Origin of the sequence: Thermodesulfovibrio sp. 1176 (genome assembly GCF_029946585.1) — a bacterium.
GTDB lineage: Bacteria > Nitrospirota > Thermodesulfovibrionia > Thermodesulfovibrionales > Thermodesulfovibrionaceae > Thermodesulfovibrio.
Window position 1 is genome coordinate 168,855 of sequence record NZ_JARZRZ010000003.1, and the last position, 21,380, is coordinate 190,234.

General features: G+C 31.9%; 23 protein-coding genes. 22 read left to right on the plus strand and 1 reads right to left on the minus strand.

Annotated elements, in window-relative coordinates:
* Positions 1 to 308 precede the first annotated feature (308 nt).
* From cobA to QI155_RS06775, 6 genes are read left to right on the plus strand one after another with little or no spacing between them, the layout of a single operon-like run.
* Positions 309 to 2,000 (plus strand): uroporphyrinogen-III C-methyltransferase, encoded by a 1,692-nt coding sequence (cobA, locus tag QI155_RS06750; protein ID WP_068859884.1) that lies wholly within the window; start codon positions 309 to 311, stop codon positions 1,998 to 2,000.
* Positions 1,979 to 3,325 (plus strand): protoporphyrinogen oxidase, encoded by a 1,347-nt coding sequence (gene hemG, locus QI155_RS06755; RefSeq protein ID WP_068859886.1) that lies wholly within the window; start codon positions 1,979 to 1,981, stop codon positions 3,323 to 3,325. The genes cobA and hemG overlap by 22 nt, the downstream gene beginning before the upstream one ends.
* Positions 3,326 to 3,347: 22 nt before the next feature.
* Complete coding sequence (locus QI155_RS06760; protein ID WP_068859888.1) at positions 3,348 to 3,779, plus strand: nucleotidyltransferase domain-containing protein; 432 nt, start codon at positions 3,348 to 3,350, stop codon at positions 3,777 to 3,779.
* A gap of 9 nt (positions 3,780 to 3,788) precedes the next feature.
* The gene (locus QI155_RS06765) at positions 3,789 to 4,721 is read left to right on the plus strand and encodes an AEC family transporter (protein WP_068859890.1); all 933 of its coding nucleotides are present in this window, start codon (positions 3,789 to 3,791) and stop codon (positions 4,719 to 4,721) included.
* Between the two features lie 54 nt (positions 4,722 to 4,775).
* A complete protein-coding gene (locus QI155_RS06770; protein ID WP_281321325.1) occupies positions 4,776 to 6,971 on the plus strand; it encodes a sensor histidine kinase in 2,196 nt (731 codons plus the stop codon).
* 56 nt (positions 6,972 to 7,027) lie between these two features.
* Positions 7,028 to 7,447 carry a response regulator gene (locus tag QI155_RS06775; protein ID WP_068859896.1) on the plus strand — a complete coding sequence of 140 codons (420 nt, stop codon included), beginning with the start codon at positions 7,028 to 7,030 and terminating at the stop codon, positions 7,445 to 7,447.
* A 5-nt stretch (positions 7,448 to 7,452) separates the two neighbouring features.
* On the opposite strand, the gene QI155_RS06780 is transcribed toward QI155_RS06775, so the two are convergent.
* A complete protein-coding gene (locus tag QI155_RS06780) occupies positions 7,453 to 9,942 on the minus strand; it encodes a PEP/pyruvate-binding domain-containing protein (RefSeq protein ID WP_281321326.1) in 2,490 nt (829 codons plus the stop codon).
* Positions 9,943 to 10,131: 189 nt separating this feature from the next.
* Here QI155_RS06780 and QI155_RS06785 point away from each other — a divergent pair, with 189 nt between their 5' ends.
* Genes QI155_RS06785 through QI155_RS06860 form a run of 16 tightly spaced genes read left to right on the plus strand, consistent with a single transcriptional unit; the run spans position 10,132 to position 21,380 of the window.
* Positions 10,132 to 10,863: a GntR family transcriptional regulator gene (locus tag QI155_RS06785; RefSeq protein WP_281321327.1), complete on the plus strand. Its 732-nt coding sequence runs from the start codon at positions 10,132 to 10,134 to the stop codon at positions 10,861 to 10,863.
* Between the two features lie 45 nt (positions 10,864 to 10,908).
* Positions 10,909 to 11,433 carry a CBS domain-containing protein gene (locus QI155_RS06790; protein ID WP_068859906.1) on the plus strand — a complete coding sequence of 175 codons (525 nt, stop codon included), beginning with the start codon at positions 10,909 to 10,911 and terminating at the stop codon, positions 11,431 to 11,433.
* Between the two features lies 1 nt (position 11,434).
* Entirely contained in the window at positions 11,435 to 12,931 is a 1,497-nt protein-coding gene (locus QI155_RS06795) for a DASS family sodium-coupled anion symporter (RefSeq protein WP_068859908.1), read from the plus strand.
* Between the two features lie 58 nt (positions 12,932 to 12,989).
* Positions 12,990 to 13,490, plus strand: a complete 501-nt coding sequence (locus QI155_RS06800) for a Na+/H+ antiporter subunit E (protein WP_068859911.1) — start codon at positions 12,990 to 12,992, stop codon at positions 13,488 to 13,490.
* Between the two features lies 1 nt (position 13,491).
* Positions 13,492 to 13,800, plus strand: coding sequence for a monovalent cation/H+ antiporter complex subunit F (locus QI155_RS06805; RefSeq protein ID WP_068859915.1), 309 nt, complete (start codon positions 13,492 to 13,494; stop codon positions 13,798 to 13,800).
* Positions 13,797 to 14,138, plus strand: a complete 342-nt coding sequence (gene mnhG / locus QI155_RS06810) for a monovalent cation/H(+) antiporter subunit G (protein ID WP_068859917.1) — start codon at positions 13,797 to 13,799, stop codon at positions 14,136 to 14,138. Before QI155_RS06805 ends, mnhG begins: the two co-directional genes overlap by 4 nt.
* The gene (locus QI155_RS06815) at positions 14,135 to 14,380 is read left to right on the plus strand and encodes a hydrogenase subunit MbhD domain-containing protein (RefSeq protein ID WP_068859919.1); all 246 of its coding nucleotides are present in this window, start codon (positions 14,135 to 14,137) and stop codon (positions 14,378 to 14,380) included. Before mnhG ends, QI155_RS06815 begins: the two co-directional genes overlap by 4 nt.
* Positions 14,377 to 14,661 (plus strand): hydrogen gas-evolving membrane-bound hydrogenase subunit E, encoded by a 285-nt coding sequence (mbhE, locus tag QI155_RS06820; protein ID WP_216819017.1) that lies wholly within the window; start codon positions 14,377 to 14,379, stop codon positions 14,659 to 14,661. Before QI155_RS06815 ends, mbhE begins: the two co-directional genes overlap by 4 nt.
* Complete coding sequence (locus tag QI155_RS06825) at positions 14,645 to 15,100, plus strand: MnhB domain-containing protein (RefSeq protein ID WP_216819018.1); 456 nt, start codon at positions 14,645 to 14,647, stop codon at positions 15,098 to 15,100. Before mbhE ends, QI155_RS06825 begins: the two co-directional genes overlap by 17 nt.
* 3 nt (positions 15,101 to 15,103) lie before the next feature.
* Positions 15,104 to 15,478 (plus strand): cation:proton antiporter subunit C, encoded by a 375-nt coding sequence (locus QI155_RS06830; RefSeq protein ID WP_068859922.1) that lies wholly within the window; start codon positions 15,104 to 15,106, stop codon positions 15,476 to 15,478.
* Positions 15,475 to 16,956, plus strand: coding sequence for a monovalent cation/H+ antiporter subunit D family protein (locus QI155_RS06835; protein WP_083200066.1), 1,482 nt, complete (start codon positions 15,475 to 15,477; stop codon positions 16,954 to 16,956). Before QI155_RS06830 ends, QI155_RS06835 begins: the two co-directional genes overlap by 4 nt.
* A 3-nt stretch (positions 16,957 to 16,959) precedes the next feature.
* A complete protein-coding gene (locus QI155_RS06840) occupies positions 16,960 to 18,456 on the plus strand; it encodes a monovalent cation/H+ antiporter subunit D family protein (RefSeq protein WP_281321328.1) in 1,497 nt (498 codons plus the stop codon).
* The gene (locus tag QI155_RS06845) at positions 18,453 to 18,590 is read left to right on the plus strand and encodes a hypothetical protein (RefSeq protein WP_281321329.1); all 138 of its coding nucleotides are present in this window, start codon (positions 18,453 to 18,455) and stop codon (positions 18,588 to 18,590) included. Before QI155_RS06840 ends, QI155_RS06845 begins: the two co-directional genes overlap by 4 nt.
* A gap of 11 nt (positions 18,591 to 18,601) precedes the next feature.
* Positions 18,602 to 18,853: a hypothetical protein gene (locus tag QI155_RS06850; protein WP_281321330.1), complete on the plus strand. Its 252-nt coding sequence runs from the start codon at positions 18,602 to 18,604 to the stop codon at positions 18,851 to 18,853.
* The gene (locus QI155_RS06855; protein WP_281321331.1) at positions 18,843 to 20,639 is read left to right on the plus strand and encodes a Na(+)/H(+) antiporter subunit D; all 1,797 of its coding nucleotides are present in this window, start codon (positions 18,843 to 18,845) and stop codon (positions 20,637 to 20,639) included. The genes QI155_RS06850 and QI155_RS06855 overlap by 11 nt, the downstream gene beginning before the upstream one ends.
* A 36-nt stretch (positions 20,640 to 20,675) precedes the next feature.
* Positions 20,676 to 21,380 (plus strand): hypothetical protein, encoded by a 705-nt coding sequence (locus QI155_RS06860; protein WP_068859292.1) that lies wholly within the window; start codon positions 20,676 to 20,678, stop codon positions 21,378 to 21,380.

A 21,380-nucleotide genomic window follows, 5' to 3' on the forward strand; every position in this document is an offset into this window, starting at 1 on the left:
AAATCTCTCAGAAAAAGGAATAAGAGAGGGATTCTTCCCCTTCGCTTAAGCTCAGGGTCAGAATGACACTTTTATTGTCACTCTTCAAAATAGTACTTTTATTGTCACCCTGAGGCGTAAGCCGAAGGCTCTCATTTTTTTAATATTATGAGATTCTTCGGGCTAATACCTTCAGAATTAAAGAATCATCAAGAATAGAAATTTCTATCGGCAAATTTATGGGCTTAGTTTCATATGACATTAAAAAACAAGATATGTGTTAAAATTTATTAATGTTTCATAAAAGAGAAAATATCAAAGGAGGACAGATGAACAAGGGTAAGGTTTACCTTGTTGGTGCGGGACCAGGAGATGCAGGATTAATTACAATTAAAGGGATTAGAGCAATTCAGCAAGCTGATTGTATTGTTTATGATTTTCACATAAATCCAAGACTTTTAACTTATGCAAGGAGGGATGCTGAATTTATCTATGCAGGTAAAAGAGGTGGTCATCATGAGATGACTCAGGATGAGATAAACAAAGTTCTTGTTGAAAAGGCAAAGGAAGGCAAAATTGTTTGTAGACTTAAAGGTGGAGATCCCTTTGTTTTTGGGAGAGGAGGGGAAGAGATAGAGATTCTTGCAGAAGAGGGAATAGATTTTGAAATAGTTCCAGGAATTAGTTCTGTTATTGCTGTTCCAGCCTATGCAGGTATACCTGTAACCCATAGAAAAGTTGCCTCTGCCTTTACTGTAATAACAGGAAATGAAGACCTGTCAAAACAGGATAGAATTTTTACTCATATAAGGGCATCAAATGCTCCTGAAACTTTGATTTTTCTTATGTGTGTAAAAAATCTTGACACTATTACAGAGAAGTTAATACAGGAAGGGTTAACTCCTCAAACCCCTTCAGCTATTATTCGATGGGGAACAAGACCTGAACAAAAGGTAATTACAGGAGTAATTTCAGAAATAGCAGAGCTTGCAAGACAGAATAGAATTACTCCTCCAGCAATTCTTGTAATTGGTGATGTTGTAAAATTAAGAGATAAACTCAACTGGTATGAAAAAAAACCCTTACATGGGCATAGAATTCTTATTACAAGACAATTAACTGAAGATTACCTAAAGCTCGAAGATATGGGAGCAGAGCTTTTTGTATTCCCAACAATAGATTTTTTACCACCAGAAGATTTTTCAGAGCTTGACAGTGCAATAAAGGAGATAGAAAGTTACAATTTTATAGTTTTTCCATCTCCAAGAGCAGTTACATTCTTTTTTGAACGATTTTTAATCCTTGTTAAAGATGTAAGAGCTCTTAAAGATATTCTTATTTGTGCCATTGGTAAAGAAACCGCGAAAAGTTTAAGAAACTATGGTATAAATGCAGACATTGTTCCTGACGAGTTTAATTCTTCCGCATTGGTGAAATTGTTTAAAGAAAAAATGATTCATAGTTCTTATTCCTCTTTGTCATTCCGAGGGACTCAATGTCGGGGTCCCCAAAAAGTCCATGATTTTTTGGGGTGCCCTTGTCCCGAGGAATCTCTTAAAAAGGAGGAGATTCTTCACTTCGCTCAGAATGACATATTGAGTATTCAGAAGGAAGATAAAAATATTTTTATTAATGAGCCTATACGAATCCTTTATCCCCGTTCAGATATTGCACTGAAAGATTTTGTTGAAGATATGCAAAAGCTCGGTGTAAAAGTGGATGCCCCTATTACATACAGAACTGTTAAGCCTACAGATCATGGAAAAAGACTTGCAAGATTTTTAAGAGAGGGAAAGATTACGATTGCCACATTTACTTCTCCATCAAGTTTTAATAACTTGATTGATATTCTCAAGGAGGATGCAAAAGAAATGCTTAAAGATGTAACAATAGCAGCATTAGGAAATACAACTGCAAAGGCAATTGAAGAGAAGGGTTATAAAGTAGACATTATTCCTCAAAAATCAACAATAAAAGACATGGTGGAGGCAATAATTAAATGGACAATGCAGAAGCAATAATTGTAGGTGGTGGAATTTCAGGATTAAGCCTCGCATACTTTTTACTAAAAAGAAATCCTGAACTCAATTTAAAACTCATTGAAGCAGAAAAAAAAGCAGGTGGTAAAATTATCACTGAAAAAGTATCAGGGTTTCTTTGTGAAGGTGGAGTTAATGGATTTTTAAGTAACAAGCCATCAACAATTGCACTGGCAAAGGAATTAAATATAGAACCAATAAAAGGAAGTGAAAGTGCAAAAAAAAGATATATTCTTATTGATGGTAAACTTAAAGAGGTCTCTTCCAATCCTTTAAAGTTTTTCTTATCTTCATTGCTTTCTTTTTCTGGGAAAATAAGAATGATTCGTGAATACTTCATTGTACCTCAAAAAGAAGAAATAGATGAATCAGTGGAACAGTTTGTAAGTAGAAGAGTTGGAAGGGAATTCTATGAAAAACTTATTGATGCTATGTCAACGGGTATATATGCTGGAGACCCTTCAAGAATGAGTATGAAAAGCTGTTTCCCAAAGGTTTACTTTCTTGAAAAAAAGTATGGAGGACTTATAAAGGGATTGCTGGCTTTGAAAAAGGAAAGAAAAAGTGTACAAGCTCAACCAGACACTGTGCTTATGTCCTTTAAAGGAGGTATGTTAGAACTTATTAATTCCCTTGAAAGCAAACTTGAAGGAAGAATAATTAAAGGTAAAAAAGTTATAGGTTGTAATTATGAAAATGGAATTTACAGAGTATTTCTTGAAAGTGGAGAAACCATTGAAGCAAAAAAAGTTATTTTTGCCTGTCCAGCCCATGATACATCTCAAATACTCAAAGATTTTGATAAAGAGCTTTCGGATATTTTAAACTCAATTCCCTATCCACCTTTAAGTGTTGTTGCTTTAGGATTTAAAACAGATCAGATAGGTTTTGGAACAGACCTCTATGGTTTTCTTGTTCCCTATAAAGAGAAAAGAAAGATTCTTGGAGCTCTTTTTGACTCAAGTATTTTTACAAACAGAGCTCCTGATGGGTATGTACTTTTAAGGACAATGATCGGGGGAAGAAGAGCACCAGAGCTTGCTTTATTGCCTGATGAAAAACTAATTGATTTAGCTTTGTCAGAACTAAAGGAAATTCTTAAAATCAAGGGAGAACCGAATTTTATAAAAATATTCCGCTGGGGAAGAGCAATTCCACAGTATGAACTCGGACATGAAGAAAAGCTCAGAAAAATTGATCAAATACTAAAAAAATATCCAGGACTATATCTTACAGGAAATGCTTACAGAGGTGTAAGTGTAAATGATTGCATTGAAAACTCTTTGAAATTGGCTGAGAAGATATAAAGGAAACTGTTATAATTAACCTATGAAAAAGTTAATAAAGGATTTAAAAAAAGCCCTAAAAAATGAAAAAATTCCAGGACTTGAAGCTGTTTATTTGTATGGTTCTTTAGTTAGAGGAATAGTTAGAAAGGACAGTGACATAGACATTGCCATATTGCCTGCTCCTAATTTAAATAAAGAAAAAGTTTTAATTCTAATCAGTCATGTAGAAGACATTATCTCAAGAACTTTATTCAAAGATGGTATAAAAATAGATATAAGCATCTTAAATATGGCTGACAAATTTGCTTCAATTTTACTTCTTTTTTCAATAATCTCACAGGGGATTTTAATATATGAGGCAAAAAGTTTGAGACAATATAGAATAGAATTTCAGAATATGATAATCAGAGAATACCATGATTTTGCTCCTTATTACTTAAATGAGTTAAAAAAGAGATATGAATATGCATAGAAAAATTGGATGTTCCTTGATATCTTATCTTTTATAATAATCGGGCTGTTATTAAGGATTCTTTTTACATTTATTGGTGTCACCCCTGAAAAAATTGATTTTATTCGTGATAGAATAAATTATTTTGTTTTTTATTACATTATACCCTTTGTTTGTTTTAAAACAGCCTATACAATGCCTTTTAGTCTAAGTCATTTAAAAATTTCAATTGTTGCAAATCTTACAATATTAAGCTGTGTTACCATTTCATGGTTTATTTATAAAAAGATCGCACAAAGCAAAAATATCAAAACTGAGGTAATAGGCGTTCTTATTATGTGTTCTGCTTTTGGAAATGTTCTTTATATAGGTTTGCCTATTTTGACAAACCTATATGGAACAGAGGGCATGAGTTATGCATTTACCTATGATTTTTTAGCAAGCACACCTCTTACATGGACAGTTGCTGTGGCAGTTTGTATGAAATATGGTAGTGCTAAAAGTTTTAATTTAAAAAATTCATTGAAAACTATTATTAAAATTCCACCAATTTGGGGTTTAATATTCGGTTTTATTTTCAGAGAATTGAATATAACTTTACCTGAGGAATTCATATATACAACTACCAAAATTTCAATTTATATGACCTATCTTATGCTTTTAATTGTGGGACTTTCAATAAAAGCATTACAACCTCAAAGGATTACTCTTCTGTTGCCAGCAATATTTATTAAAATAGTTTTGTCTCCTCTGTTGGCATTATTTTTTGGTAGTATAATAGGATTATCAGGAATGCCACTTAATGTTTGTATAATTGAGGCTGCAACTCCTTCAATGATTCTAAGCATGATTTTTGCAACAACTTTTGGTGTTGATTTAAGAACAGCGATTGAGATGATTTTTTTGACTACAATATTTTTTTGTTTGATTGTTTTTTTGCTTTTTTATTTTATTTTTTCTTGAAATCAATTATAATGTTAATTAGAAAGACTTTAAAAATATAGGAACTTCAATAATATGAAAAAACTGGTTAAAAGAATTAACGATAAGATTTTAGATTTTAAAAATTATAGTTTTTTTAATATTAAATACTTAAAACTGATTACGTTAATAGCAGTAGTTATTGTTGTCTCCTTTGTGGTTTTTATTGGGATGATAACCCACAAAAGAATTGTGGAAACTGTTAAAGAAGATTTTAATGAACAACAATTAATTCTTGCCAGACATGGAAGTTCTCAAATAGAGAGTCTAATTAATATGATTAAAAGAGAAATTCAACTTTTAAGTTTATCCCCCTCTGTTCAATATTTTGAATCTCCAGGATTAGTTTATAGGTTAAATATAACATATTCAACTGTTAAAGATTTAGGTGTTATGGATCTCATATACATTGACGGTAATAAAAAAATAGCCCATAAAATTTCTGAAGAACCAGGTTATACAGTTTTGAAAATAAGTGAAATCGAGAGAAAGATTTTAGAAAGGGTAGTTTCAGAAAAAAATAGAGGAGAATTAATTTTAACTGATACATATTTCGCGAATAATCAATCTATCTTTATAGATATGATTTTTCCTGTATGGCAAACTTCTATTGATGAAGCTCATCCTGTGGCAACTGGCAAATTTTCTGGAGTCTTAGTTTTCAAAATTGATGTTACATATTTAGTAAGTAAAGTCACAGATAAGATTCATTCAGGTAAAACAGGCTATGCTTGGGTTATAGACAATAAAGGGATATTTCTATATCATCCTGAAAAGACTTTTATTGGTCAAAATGCATTTAAAGCCAGATATCAAAGAGAACCCACTATGTCTTTTCAACGAATAAATGAATTGCAAAAGAACATGTTAGAAGGGAAAGAGGGTAAAGATTGGTATATTTCTGGCTGGCATAGGGGTGAATACGGAGAAATAGAAAAGTTAATTGCTTATACTCCAATTACAATTGACAATAAAAAGGGAGTATTGTGGAGCATTGCTGTGGTGGCTCCTATAAGTGAGATACAAGGAACAATAAGCGATATTCAATTTCAAAATATTTTGCTACAAGTTATTATTGTATCCTCCATAATATTAGGCGCATGGTTTTCAACTTTAATGATTGTTAAATGGGCAAATTTAGTTAAAAAATCTGAAATTCGATACAGATCACTAATAGAAAATGCGGATGATATAATCTTTACCTGTGATAATAAATATACTCTAAATTCATTAAACAAAAAGGGATTAGATTTTTTTAATATTAAAAGAGAAGAAGATCTTGTTGGTAAATTAGTTTCAGAAGTTTTTTCTCCTGAGGGAGAAATATTAATTATGAATATACAACATGTATTTAGGGAGAGAGAACCGATACAGTTAACTCATAAAGTTATTGTTAATAATAAAGAGTTTTGGTTAAATACGAGATTAAAAGAGTTACATGATGAAAAGGGGGAAATATATGCAGTTTTAGGAATTTCCCGAGATATCACAGAGAGAAAAAAAATGGAAGAACAAAGTTATTATCTAGAAATTTTAGCATCTCTTGGAACATTAGGAGCTTGTGTAGCCCATGAAATAAATAATCCATTAGCTGTAATTCTTGGTTTTACTGATTTGTTGCTTGAAAAGACACCTAAAGAATCTGAACAATATGAAATTTTAAAAATAATTGAAAAACAAGCATTGAATGCAAAAATTAGCGTTGAAAATCTATTGAGTTTTGTACGAAGAAAAGAACACAAAGCAGAATTGGTAAATATCAATGAGTGTATTATAACCGTTATGAGAATATTAGAAAATACCGCTTCTATAAATAAAATAAAAATTGTGTATAATTTACAAGATAATTTACCCTTTGTGAAAGGTGATGCAGGGGAATTGCAACAGGTTTTCTTTAATATAATTAATAATGCTATATATGCTATGCAAAATGGAGGTATATTGACTATTACTACAAGACACGAAAAAAACTGGGTAGAAATATTTATTGCTGATACTGGTCCTGGCATCAAAAAGGAGTATAGAAACAGAATTTTTGAACCTTTCTTTACAACAAAAGAGGTTGGAAAGGGAACAGGATTAGGTTTATGGATTTCGTATAATATAATAGAAAAACATGATGGAATAATAGCCTTTAAAACAGCTACTAAAGAAGAATCTGAGATAACAGGCACAACTTTTGTTATTAAATTGCCAGTAACTGAAGAGGAAAATGGAGGAATAATTAATTAATAATTAATTATACAATTAATTTTAATCAAAGAAATTGAAAAAATTAGGAGGGATATATGAAAGAGAAAATTTTAATAGTAGATGATGAACCAGATATGTTGAAATTGCTTTCAATGATTATTAGAGAAAAGACTCCCTATGAAGTTAATACAACAAATAATCCAATAGAGGCTGTTCAGTTAATCAAAGATAATGATTTCTCTCTTGTTATAACGGATCTTAAAATGCCTGGGATTGATGGATTACAGATTTTAGAGGAAGTAAAGAAAAAAGATGAAGACATACCTGTAATAATCATTACAGCCTATGGAACTATTGAATCAGCTATGGAAGCAATGCAAAAAGGTGGTTTTGACTTTATAACCAAACCTTTTAAAAAAGAGCATATCCTCTTTACAATAGAAAAGGCAATTAAATGGTTAAATTTATGTAAAGAAAACAAGTTATTAAAAGAGAAAATTAAATCGGCAGGATAAACTTTCTATTCCTTAGGGATATGTTGTCTTATGAAATCTTCAGTAAACATTTCTGCTACTGAATCATTAAATAAAACCATATCAAGCTGTTTTGTATAAGCTGTAAGTTTTCCCAGTACTTCAAGATTTTTCTCAATTTTAAGTGAGGGATATTTTGTTGTTATGGCATCAATTACGTCTTCTTTTACTACTACCTTAAATCCTAATTTTTTCAATATCTCTGTTATAAGTTTTACTCTTCGTAATCTTCTATCAATTGCAGCTCCTCCACCTTTGAAGAAAAATTTTATATAGTTATCATTAATTTTATCTCCAGCATAGGCTTCAATTAATGAAAAATGATATCCGAGTCTTATGCTAAAATTCATATAATTTTTTGTAACTATGCAGAAACTTTTTTTCCCAGTCTCCCTTAGTTGTTCTTCAGGAATTGTGGCTGTGTTTGCAATCATTCCAAGAAATCCTTTTGTATCAATTGGTGGTGGGTCAGGCCATTTCATAGATGTCATCCCTTTTAGTATTGCTTTGAAGGGTATTGAAAAAATATCATCTAAAGTCGCCTTTTTAATATTTTCCTTTAATCCATCGCAAATATCAAGAACTAAAACACCAATGGGAATTCCAGCTATTAATGGTACAGCATGAATTTCACTGTCATATTTATCCCAGAGAGTAAACATTTCATACATTACCATTTCATGACAGTATCTTGTTATATCATGAAAGGTTTGACAATTTTCAATTTTAAAGTTTTCAGAGGTTGGATCAACAAGATTTAATGAGATAATTAATTTTGATACATTTTGTAGAATTCTATATATCTGTGTTTCTTCTATATCTTTTTTACTCTTTTTCGAGATTTCTAATAGCTCTTTGACTTTGCCTTCATAAACAACGCAATTGTAAGCATCAACTGTTATTTCTTGTTCAGGTTTTATGATTTTTGTTGCATTTTCAGTATTAATTATCATTGGCACTCTATATTCTCTTGCTATTGATGAAACATGCTCTGTTTGACAACCTGAATCTATAATTATAGCAGAGGCTTTATTCATTATTAGAACATAACTTGGATCAGTATGTTTAGCTACCAATATATATCCTTCAGGGAAATTTGCAATATCTTCTTCATCTTTTAGTAAAAAAGCTTTTCCATAGCCAACACCCCTACAAGCAATAGAACCATTGTCAAGTATTACAGTGTATCCTGAAAGTCTTGTTGGTAAAGGAGCTTTATATTCTAAAGAGGTTTCTAATACTCTAAGAAGTCTTGTCTGTAGAATAAAGATTTTTCCATTCTTATCAATAGCCCACTCAATATCTTGAGGGTTTTCATAAAAATTTTCTATAGTCATTCCCATCTTAGCTAACTCAATTACTTGTTCATCGGACAAGGAAAATTCGCTTATTTCTTCACTAAGAGGGATTACATCTATATCTCCATTTGTTTTGCAGATTAAAATTTTGTTCTGTTTACCCAAAAATTTCTCAGAGATATATAATTTATCTCTATTAATAGAAAAATTATCAGGTGTTACTTCTCCATCTACTACTAATTTACCAAGTCCTTTCACAGAGTTTATTAATAAATTTCCACTTTCAGGATTATTAGGGTCTTTAGTATACATAACTCCTCCCGCATAGGCATCAATCATAGGTAAAACACCCACAGCCATAACCATTTCTTTTTCAGAAAATCCCTTTGTTTTGTAATAAAAGACAGCTCTTGGATTAAATAAACTTGCAATGACTTCCTTATACTTTTGAATTATTTCGTTTTCAGGAACATTAAGAAAAGAAGAGTACTGACCAGCAAAACTAAAATAGGAATCTTCGTGAATAGCACTACTTCTGACAGATACATTACACTTTTTGTTAATTTTATTACATAGTTTTTCATAGGAGGATTTAATTGATAATTCAATTTCCTCAGGTAATGGGGAGTTTATGATTAATTCTTTAATTTTTTGACATGTTGACTCTAATTCATCGAATTTATTGATGTTTATTTTTTCTATTAAATCATTTATTTTGTTCTTTAAATCGTTAAATTCTAAAAATTTTAAGTAGGCATATGATGTTATAACAAAACCTTCTGGTGTTGGAATATTTAGACTTTTTTTAATTTCTGCAAGATTAGCCATTTTCCCCCCTGCAACTGTCACCATATCCTTAGAAAGTGACTCAAGAGGCAATGTAAAATCTGTTACAGGAATTTCAATTTTATGGGAGATTGTGTTTTCTATCTTTTCTTTAATTTTTTCATAGATTTCATATAAACCATGGTATTTGTTATCTGCAAGTGAATTTAACAATTTTATAATCTTTAGAACTCCTTCAGATGTCTTTTCTACATTTGATTTTATAAATTGAATATCAAATAAATATTCTCCTGATAATTTTTCGCTTAATTCAGCCATTAAGGTAAGCACTTCATTGTTAGTGTTAAGTAGTTCTTGGAAAAGGAAATATTTTTCTCTAAGCAAAGCCTTCATTTCTTCCTGTTTTTCTTTCCTTTTTTTTGAAAAAATTGAGAATATACTACCCATATCTAATTATAAACTTTTTTAATGAGATTATTACATAATTTTTTTTGACAAAATTATAAAATTTTATTATTATTTAATATCATAATAATATAATAACATTATAACATTATAACAATAAAAAGGAGTATAAGAAAAATGGAAGAATTTTTAAGAAGAGATGAACATGAAAAGCTGTATCTAAAGTTATATGAAATATTAAAAATGAAAATTGAAAAAGGAGAGTGGACAGTAGGAATCCAGATACCTACAGAAGAACAATTATGTAAAAATTATGATGTCAGTAGGGCAACAGTTAGAAATGCTATATCAGAACTTGTAAGAGAAGGCTATTTAAAGAGAATTCAAGGTAAAGGGACCTTTGTTGTTAAAAAAGTCACGCCAAGAGAATCAATTACTATTAATCTTAAAGATATCATGAAAGAACATGGAACTTTTTACACAAAAGTGTTAGCTAAAACAGTAATGACACCTCCTGAAGAAATTGTTAATAAGCTTGAGTTGTCAGATCCTACAACGCATCTTATATATATAAACAGATTATGTTACCTAAATGATGAACCTACTATTATACAGTATTCTTATATTCCCTATAAAATTTGTCCTTCTCTTATTGATGAAGACCTTGAAAAAAATTTTCTCATTGATATCATCGAAAGAAAATGTAACTATACTATTACCCATATCCATAATCATATAGGTATTTCATATCTAAATGAAAGGGAGCAGGAATTACTAAATTCCAGAGATAATCCAGTTGCTTTAACTCTTGAACAATTTTATTATTCCTATGACAAAAAGATTTATTACAATCAGACTCTTAAGAAAAATGACGATGTGAAATTATTTGTAGAATTAAGATTGTACTGAAACTTTATTAAGGTTCCCTAAAATAACATTTAAGGAGGTATTAAGATGAAAGAAGAAAAGAAAGTTAGAGATTTAATGGTAAGTGTCTTTGATTATCCACACATACCTTACTGGTTTACTATTAGGCAGGCAATAAGTATTATGAAAAAATCCTTTATTGAGAGTGAAAAGACAATATTACCACAGGTTATTTTTGTATTTAATGAGAAATACGATTTGCTTGGAACGATTACACCATTCGAAATTGTAAAAGGACTTGAGCCAAAGATGAAAATGGTTTCTATTAAAGATGCTGATGTAATTTATTACGACGAAAACTCTTTAACAGAAGTAGAGGCAAGCCTTTTTAGCTCTGAAGTAAAAGAAAAGGTAGAAAGACCTGTGAGTGAAATCATGGTTTCAGCAAAAGTATTCATTTCTCCCAATGCCTCTGTTATTAAGGCTGGTTTTTTAATGATTCATCATAAATTATCTGTATTGCCAGTGATTGAAAATAATAAGTTCGTTGGAGTAATACGCATGCTTGATGTGTTTAATGAGATTTCAAAAATAATTCTTGAGGAGGTGTAACATGGCAGAAAAAGATTTTGATAAGTCAAAAGGATTACCACCACCTCCACCTGAAATTAAAGTTGCACCAGAAGTTGAGGAGCATCCTCCGGCACCTGAAAAACCAGTGAAAAACATTATTTTATCTGTTATTATTTCAATAGGAATTGGTGTTCTAATAGCTTTACTTCCAACACCAGAAGGTCTTTCACCAGAAGGACACAAATTTTTGGCCTTACTGATAACTGTAATTTTATTGTGGGTTACAGAGGCTATTCCAATAGGAGTGACAGCATTACTTGCAGCTGCGGGTTTAATACTTTTTAAAATTCAACCAGGTCCACAGGCATGGATGCCCTTTGCAAGTCCTGCTGTTATGTTCGTTTTGATGATTATGATGTTTGGTGTAGTTTTGAATGAAGCAGGTGTTGCCAAAAGAATTCTTTTTCTAATCATAAGAGCTGCTGGAACAAATGTAAAAAAATTAAGTCTATTTATGGCTGTATCTGCTACCATGCTTTCAACAGTATTTCATGATGCAACAATTACTATAATTTTAATATTCTGTATGTTACCAGTTTTAACTGCTATGGGAATTACTCCACAGAAAAGTAATAATTTTAGTAAATTCTTTATATTGTTAATTCCTCTTGCTGCATCTGCAGGAGGATTTGGAACACTTCTTGGTGGTGGTAGAAATCCTGTAATGGTTGAGGTTTTAGAAAAGGTTACAGGATATAAAATGGGATTTATGGAATTTTTGGTTTGCAATTTACCTCTTGCTTTAGTAACTGGATTTGCTACATGGTTAATTGTTTACATTATTTTCCCACCTAAAGTCAAGGAGATTCCTTTGGCTGCCTTAGGAGAGAAATTGCCACCAATGGGTAAAAAGGAAAAAGGGGTTATAGGATTTTTTGCCCTTGCTTTCATTCTTTGGTCACTTACTGATATTACAAAAGTTCATTATAGCGTAGTTGCTGCCTTAGTTTTAGCTCTTATTTTTGGATTCAGACTTGTAAGTGCCTCTGAAGTGTTTAAAAAATTCCCCTGGGAGTCATGGATTGTCTTTGGAGCAGGAGTATCATTAGGAACAGCAATGCTTGATACAGGAGCTGGTAAATGGATAGCTACCCAGTTTTTACCAATGCTTGAGGGTAAACCCTGGCCCATTGTATTTGCAGGAGCCGGGTTATTAGGAGCATTTATGTCGAGTTTTATGTCTAATTCAGCAGCTACAGCTCTTATACTACCTATTACAATTCCAATGGCTCAGGCACTTGGTATTCCAGAAGCAGCTATAGCTTTATCTGCTCCTATTACAACATCATTTATAATGCTCGTAATTGGATGCCCACCTACAATAATTGCATACAGTACTGGTTATTTCAGTCAGTTTGAATTTGTAAAGGTGGCAGTTCCTTGGGCTATATTGATGATTATAGTAGTTACAATTAGTGCAGCTATTTACTGGCCCTTGACTGTATTTCCAGAACTACCATTTTTGGGAATTAAATAATTCCTAAGGGAGAGAGGGCATTTCCCCCTCTCTCCTAAAGGATTAAATGAGGTGATATATGAGAAGAGAAATTGTAACATTTCTGATACTTTTTCTATTATGGCTCATATTTTCAGGAATGTTTGATGCCTTTCATCTTGCTTTGGGAGTTGTATCTTGCTTAATTGTCACTTTAATATCAGGTGATTTAATTTTTCAAAATGAAAGATTTACGATGAATCACATAAAAGAGGGTATAAGATTTATTAAATATCTACCTTGGTTAATCTATCAAATAATTCTCGCAAATATTCATGTTGCCTATCTTGTTTTGCACCCAAAAATGCCAATAGAACCTATAATTATTGCATATAAGGCAAAATTAAAAAGAGATATTTCAAAGGTTGTTTTTTCTCAATCAATAATACTTACACCAGGAACTATAACAATGGATATAGTTGACGATACTTTTATAGTTCACTGCATCAGCAAAAAAGTAGCCGATGACCTCTTTACAGGAGAAATGGAACAAAGAATTGCCGATGTATTTGAACGAGAAAATACTAAAAGGAGTTTGTAACATGGAGAATTTCTTCATATTCACAATAATTGTTATAGGAATTCTTGTAATTTTATGCCTTTACAGGGCTATTTTTGGTCCTACTGTTATGGATAGAATTGTAGCGGTTGGTGTTATAGGGACCAAAACAACGGTTATTTTAGTTCTCATAGGTATTTATTATAAGAGAGTGGAAATGTTTGTTGACATATCTTTAGCCTATGCTCTTTTGAACTTCATTGCCACATTAGCAGCATCAAAATTTTTTAGAACAAGAAAGAGTATTCTACCAGGAACGAAATTTATGAAAGACAGGGAGGCAGAGAAATGATAGTTGAGTATATAATAGATGCTTTTGTTATTATACTCGTTCTCTTAGGTTTATTTTTCCTCTTCACAGCAACTGTTGGACTTCTTAGATTTCCTGATTTTTATTGTAAGCTTCAGGCTACGGGTAAGGGAGATACTTTAGGAGCGATTCTGATACTTTTAGGTGTTATTTTATATAACCTTCATGATTTTTCTTTAAATAATTTCCTTGTTTGCCTAAAGATATTATTCATCATCATATTCATATTTCATGCTAATCCTGTAGCAACTCATGCTATTACAAAGGCTGGATTAGATGCGGATGTAAAACCTTTGACAAAGGAGGATATTAGAAAATGATATGGATAGTAGACATACTTTTATTAACTATCGTAGTAATATGCGCTATAGGCGCAATATATGTTAAGGATCTTTTAAGTTCTGCCATTCTCTTGGGTGCTTATAGCTTCTTAATGTGTTTACTTTGGACCGAGATGGGAGCTGTTGATGTTGCTTTTACCGAAGCTGCAGTAGGTGCAGGGATAAGCACAGCTTTCTTTATAGGAGCTATATATCAAACTACAAGGAGGACTAAAGATTGAAAGTTTTGGCATTAATAATAGTAATATTAACGGGAAGTTTATTAATTTATAGCAGTCTTGATATGCCAGATTGGGGAGATCCAAATTCTCCTGCAAGTACTCATGTTTCACCAAGGTATATTGAAAAAACAATTGAAGAAACTGCAACTCCAAATGCTGTAACATCAGTACTTGCTGATTACAGAGGTTATGATACCTTAGGTGAGACAGTTGTTATTTTTACTGCTGCTGTTGTATGCATTTTACTTTTAAGGAGGTTTGAAGATGATAAGACTCATTGAAGACCTTCATATCCAGTTTGTTTGTAGAATTATGGTCCCTCTAATTCAATTTTTTGCCTTATATGTTATAGCGCATGGACATTATAGTCCTGGAGGAGGATTTCAGGGTGGATGTATTTTAGGAGCTTCCTTCATATTAATGATGATTGCCTATGATATTGAATATGTAAAAAAGAGATTTCCAGAGAAGTTTAACACTTTTATGGTAGCCTTTGGTGTATTTTTGTATGCTGCAATTGGAGCACTTTGCTTGATATTAGGAGCTGAATATCTTAATTATGGAATTCTTCATAAGATTCTTCCAGCTGATCCAGTCAAGGTAAGAGCCCTTGGAACATTAGGAATAGAAATAGGTGTTGGAATTACAGTAAGTGCGGTTATGTTGTCTATTTTTCTTAATCTATCTACCTTTGGTAAACATGAAAAAAGTGAGGTTTAAACCATGGAAATTATAATAGGTAAGTATAATTACTGGATTTATATTGCTTTAATGATGATAGGATTTTATGCAATGATTGCAAAAAGAAATTTAGTTAAAAAAATTGTAGGGATGAATATTTTTCAAACAGCTATAATTCTTTATTTCATATCAACAGCCTATAAAAAAAATGCGACCATTCCGATATTGATTAAATCTCAAGAGGTTATTGATGTAACACAGTATGTTAATCCATTGCCCCATGTTTTGATGCTCACAGCAATAGTCGTTATGGTAAGTACATTTGGTGTTGCTCTGGCAGTCATAGTAATGCTCTATAAGAAATACAAAACCCTTGAAGAAGATGAAATAATTGAAATTTTGAGGGAGAAAAAATGAATCTGTCAGAACATTCATCAATTTTGATTGTTGTTGTTCCTTTAATTGCTTCATTTCTAAATGTCTTTATTGGACTGTGGAGGAGGTCTCTATGCTATCCCTTATTTTTACTGGCATTGGTAATTTGTGGATTTTTATCCATTGATCTAATTCAGAATATTATTAATAATGGTACGATAAGATATAAACTTGGTGGTTGGATGCCTCCGTGGGGCATTGAATATGTTGTTGACCATCTTAATGCTTATGTTATTCTTATTGTCTCTTTTATAAGTCTATTGGTAGCTATATATTCAAAGAGAAGTCTGGAAAAGGAGTTAGAGGAATCAAAACTTCCCTATTTTTATTCAACTTACTTATTACTTGTTACAGGACTTTTAGGAATCACGGTTACAGGGGATATTTTCAATCTTTTTGTATTCTTAGAAATTGCCTCTTTGGCTGGTTATGCCCTGATAGCAATTGGAGAAAATAGGTCAGTTTTGGCAAGTTTTAATTATATAATAATGGGAACAATTGGCGCATGTTTCTATCTTTTAGGAGTGGGATATATATACATCATTACAGGCTCTTTGAATATGCTCGATATAGCTCAATTACTTCCTAAACTTTATGAATCGAAGGTTACTCTTGCAGCTTTTGCATTTTTGGTGGTAGGCGTAGCTATTAAAATTGCTCTTTTTCCTCTTCATAGATGGTTACCAGATGCTTATACCTATGCTCCTTCAGCAGTCAGTGTATTAGCTTCTGCAACTATGACAAAGGTTGGAATATATGTTCTCATAAGAATTTCTTTTACTATATTTGAACCTAATTTTTCAAAAGATATTATTCCTGCAGGAACTATTCTTGTTTGGTGGTCAACGATAGCAATAATTTTTGGTAGTATTTTAGCTCTTGGACAAATTGATTTTAAAAGAACACTCTCATATATTTTGATTGCTGAAGTTGGTTATATGGTCTTGGGCGTTAATCTTGGGAATAAAGAAGGATTTATTGGTGCGGTCTTGCATATATTGAATGATGCATTAATGATTGCCTGTCTGTTTATGGTTACAGGAGGTATTTACTATTACCTAAAATCGAGAAATATAGAAGACTTTGTAGGATTAAATAAAAAAATGCCACTCAGTATGGCATCCTTCAGCATCGTAGCCCTATCAATGATCGGCATTCCACCTACAGCAGGATTTTTTAGTAAATGGTACCTTATAATTGGAGCAATTAAAGCAGAACAGTGGATTGCAGTTATTGCTCTTTTGTTTAGTAGTTTAGTGAATGCCATAATTTTCTTTAGAATACTTGAAAAAATATATTTTAAAAAGGGTAATTCAACAAAAGATATAAATGTCAAAGAGGTGCCTGTTAGCATGCTAATACCAATTCTTATATTGGCTACTTCAGTTATTCTGGTTGGTCTATTTAGTGGAAAAATTATTTCTTCAATAATTCAGTTTACTGTTCCCGGAGGATTTTAAGCCATGGAAATAATAACATCAGCCAAACCATTATTTGCTATTTTAGTATCCCTAATAGCAACAATACTTATTAGTATTACAGGAGAAAAAGCAAGAAATTTAAGAGAGGCATGGACGATTATTGCCTCAATTGTTAAGTTTACTATAGTTGCCTCAATGTTGCCAGATATTTTAAATGGAAGAGTTATTGAGTATACCCTATTAGCAATAACCTCTGAGTTGGTATTACAATTTAAAGTAGATGCATTCGGAATTCTCTTTGCTCTTACTTCTTCCTTCCTTTGGATTATAACATCATTTTATTCAATTGGATACATGCGAGGACATAACGAGAAAAACCAGACAAGATATTATGCATGTTTTGCAATTGCCCTATCAACAACAATGGGAGTTGCTTTTTCTGCAAATCTCTTTACTATGTACCTTTTTTATGAAGGTTTGACATTTGCTACTTATCCACTTGTTGTACATCATGAAACAAAAGAAGCAAAAATAGGTGCAAGAAAATATGTACTATATTTGTTTATATCTGCAAAGTTATTTTTACTTACTGCAATAGCAATTACTTACTACCTTGCTGGAACTCTTGATTTTCAGAAGGGAGGAATATTTACAGAGTCTGTACAAAAGGCATACATATCTTTGCTTGGAATAGTATTTCTCCTGTACATTTATGGATTTGCAAAGGCTGCAGTAATGCCTTTACATAGCTGGTTACCTGCTGCAATGGTTGCTCCAACACCAGTAAGCGCACTTTTACATGCGGTAGCTGTTGTAAAAACAGGTGTATTTGCTGTTTTAAAAGTGATATTTTATATATATGGTGTTGATTTTCTAAAAGTTTTATATTTTTCTGATATAGGTCTATTTTTAGCTGCTTTCACAATAATTATGGCATCTATAATTGCGCTTACAAAAGACAACATAAAAGCAAGGCTTGCTTATTCAACAGTAAGCCAGCTTTCTTATATTATTCTTGGTCCTTTACTATTAACCTATAGCGGAATGATTGGTGGAATCATACATATTTCAAATCATGCCTTTGCGAAGATAACTCTTTTTTTCTGTGCAGGTTCTTTATATGTATGTGCACATAAAACTGCGGTTAGTGAGCTTGACGGAATTGCTAAAAAGATGCCGTGGACTATGGCAGCCTTCACAATAGGTGCTCTTGGAATGATTGGTATTCCTCTTACAGGAGGATTTGTTACAAAATGGTATCTATTGTTGGGTTCCTTAGAGAAGGGAAGCATAGATATTGTCATAGTCCTTTTATTAAGCTCTTTACTTAATGCAGGATACTTTTTGCCAATTGTTTATCGTGCATATTTTAAGGAGTTTAAGGGAAATCATGTACATCATGCCCATGGAGAATCACATACTGAAATTAGGGAAAATCCATTTATGGCTATACCTCTTACAATAACAGCAATTATAAGTTTAATAGTGGGCATTTATCCAGATTTATTAATTCAACTTGCGCAGGAGGTGCTAAAATGAGTAAGAACAATAAAAATGAAGAAAGAATGATTCTTTCTCATGAACCTATTCCGCCATACAAAACAGTTTTCTATATAGTTTTTATTCTCGGTGTTATTTATTTAACAGCTATTATTGTTTTGGGATTAAAGTAGGGGGTATAAAAATGAAAAAGGAGAAGGTGCATTTTTTTGATAGACCAGGCAGTTTAAAGAAGGTATTAAGAGTTTTCTTTATTTTTCTTGTCATACTTTTTATTGTTGACCCCTTTATCCATAAACATCCTTTTTTCAATTTTGATGGATATCCAAGTTTTTATGGGTCCTTTGGGTTAGTTGCTTGCGTGTTTCTCGTTTTAGCAGCTAAGTATATTTTAAGACCAATTGTTATGAGAAGGGAGGACTACTATGATGATTAACATTCCACCAGCATCAATTTTGATTTTAGGTGCTTTAATAATTCCCTTTTTAAAAGGTAAAGTTAGAAGTTTCTATATGGTTATATTGCCTTTACTGACCTTATTTTATCTTTTCTCTCTTTCAGAGGGAACATACTGGACTGTAAAAATTTTGAATTATGAATTAATATTTGGTAGAATTGACAAACTTTCCTTAGCATTTGGTTATATTTTTGCAATCGTTACATTTATCGGAGTTATCTACAGCCTTCATGTAAAAGATACCTTACATCTTATGTCAGCTTTTATATATGCTGGGGCTGCTCTGGGAGCAGTTTTTGCTGGAGATTTTATTACCCTATTTATTTTTTGGGAAATTATGGCTTTTGCAGCTGCTTATATAATATGGTCTGCAAAGACAAAAAAAGCAATTTCAGCTGGAATGAGATATTTAATGGTGCATATTTTGGGAGGTTTACTGCTAATCAGTGGTATAATTATTCATTATTATGAAACTGGTTCGCTTCATTTTAACTATATAGGGTTAAATGGACTTAGTACATGGTTGATATTTCTTGGTTTCGGTATAAATGCTGCTTTCCCAGTTTTACATGCATGGCTACCTGATGCTTATCCTGAATCAACTGAGACAGGAACAGTTTTTTTATCTGCCTTTACAACAAAAACAGCAGTCTATGTCCTTGCTCGAGGTTTTCCAGGAACTGAACTATTGATATATATAGGAGCATTGATGACTGTTTTTCCAATCTTTTATGCTGTTATTGAAAATAATTTACGAAGAGTTCTTTCGTATAGTCTTATCAATCAGGTTGGATTTATGGTAACAGGAATTGGAATAGGAACACAACTTTCTTTAAATGGAACAGTAGCCCATGCATTTTGTCATATTCTATATAAGGCATTACTTTTCATGTCAATGGGAGCAGTACTTTACAGAACGGGAAAGATAAATGCAACCGACCTTGGAGGATTATATAAATCAATGCCTCTTACTACCGTATTCTGTATTGTAGGTGCAGCATCAATCTCTGGAGTTCCTCTTACAAGTGGATTTGTTAGTAAATCTTTGATAGTTTCAGCAGCAGGAGAAGGTGGAATGTTGCTCATATGGATTGCTCTCTTGTTTGCTTCAGCAGGTGTTTTTCATCATTCAGGAATAAAAATTCCCTTTTTTGCCTTTTTCAGTCATGACTCAGGAATAAGAACACAAGAAGCTCCAAAACACATGTTAATTGCAATGGGATTGGCTGCCTTTTTATGTATTGGTATAGGTATAATGCCAGGACCTCTTTATTCAATCCTTCCCTATCCAGTAGATTATGAGCCCTATACATCAGCTCATGTAATAGATCAGACTCAATTGCTTGCCTTTTCAGCTTTAGCATTTACCTTGCTTATGCTTTCAGGAATTTATCCCCCTGAAATCAGATCTGTAAATCTTGATGCTGACTGGTTTTACAGAAAGGGAGCAAAAGCATTTATGTGGTTATTAAACAATCCGGGAGCAAAGTTAATGGCAAAGATTAACAATTTCATCTTTGAAAAAGTTATTTCATTTCTTGTATGGTTTACAAAAAATCCTGTTTTTGCAATAAAAATAGCTAAAGATACTTTACTTCTTGCTTTTTCTATTCCTGAAAAAAGAGATGAAATCAAAAAAAGATTAAAGGATGAAAAAGAATCCTATCCAGGAGATCACAGTATGCCCACTCCAATTGGTACTGTAGTTTTATGGGCTACAATATTTTTAACTATATGTTTAATAATTTTTTATTTTGCTTTATAATATTTATTTATAATATTTATGGAGGAGGAATATCGGATGGACAATTCACACTTAGAGAAGTTTTTTGGAAAATGCCAGAGGCAAGATGATTTTATAGAAAAAACCTATAAAATTTTGAATAATTTTGGTTTTAATAATGAAAATACAATTGCCTCTGTTTGTACTTGTAGAGATGAACTTGCCCAAACAATTCTAACAGATATTAAAAGATGGTGGGGTGATGTTTTTAATTTTTCAAGTCTTGGAGGCTTATTCACTTCAGGGCTTACAGGATTAAAAGCTTTTTTCTCCCATGCACCAAGATTAAATACAAAGGAAAGATACATTTTTTACGTTTTTTCACATATTGGAATTGATGAAAAGGGGAGTTTAGGTTTTTGTAAAAGAAGAGGAATAGACAATTCAACTGCCTGTGGAGCTCTTATATCTTTATTAAAAGATATTTCTGAAAAAAATTTAGAACTAAATTATGAAAAGGATAGGGAACAGAGCTATCTTAAAGAAAGACTTTTTAAAGAAATTAAACAAGATGAAACTTTAGACCTTTTAAATATTACTAAAATAGTTATGAGAATAACAAAATATGAAATTGAAGGGTTAACAAAAAAAATAGTTGATCCTTCAATCAGTGATTACGCACTCTTTTGTGGTATCCAGATACATTATGGAGATTTCAATTATATTTCTCCTCATGATTCCTATGTATTTTTTAATAATAAAAAAATTATATTGGAAATATAA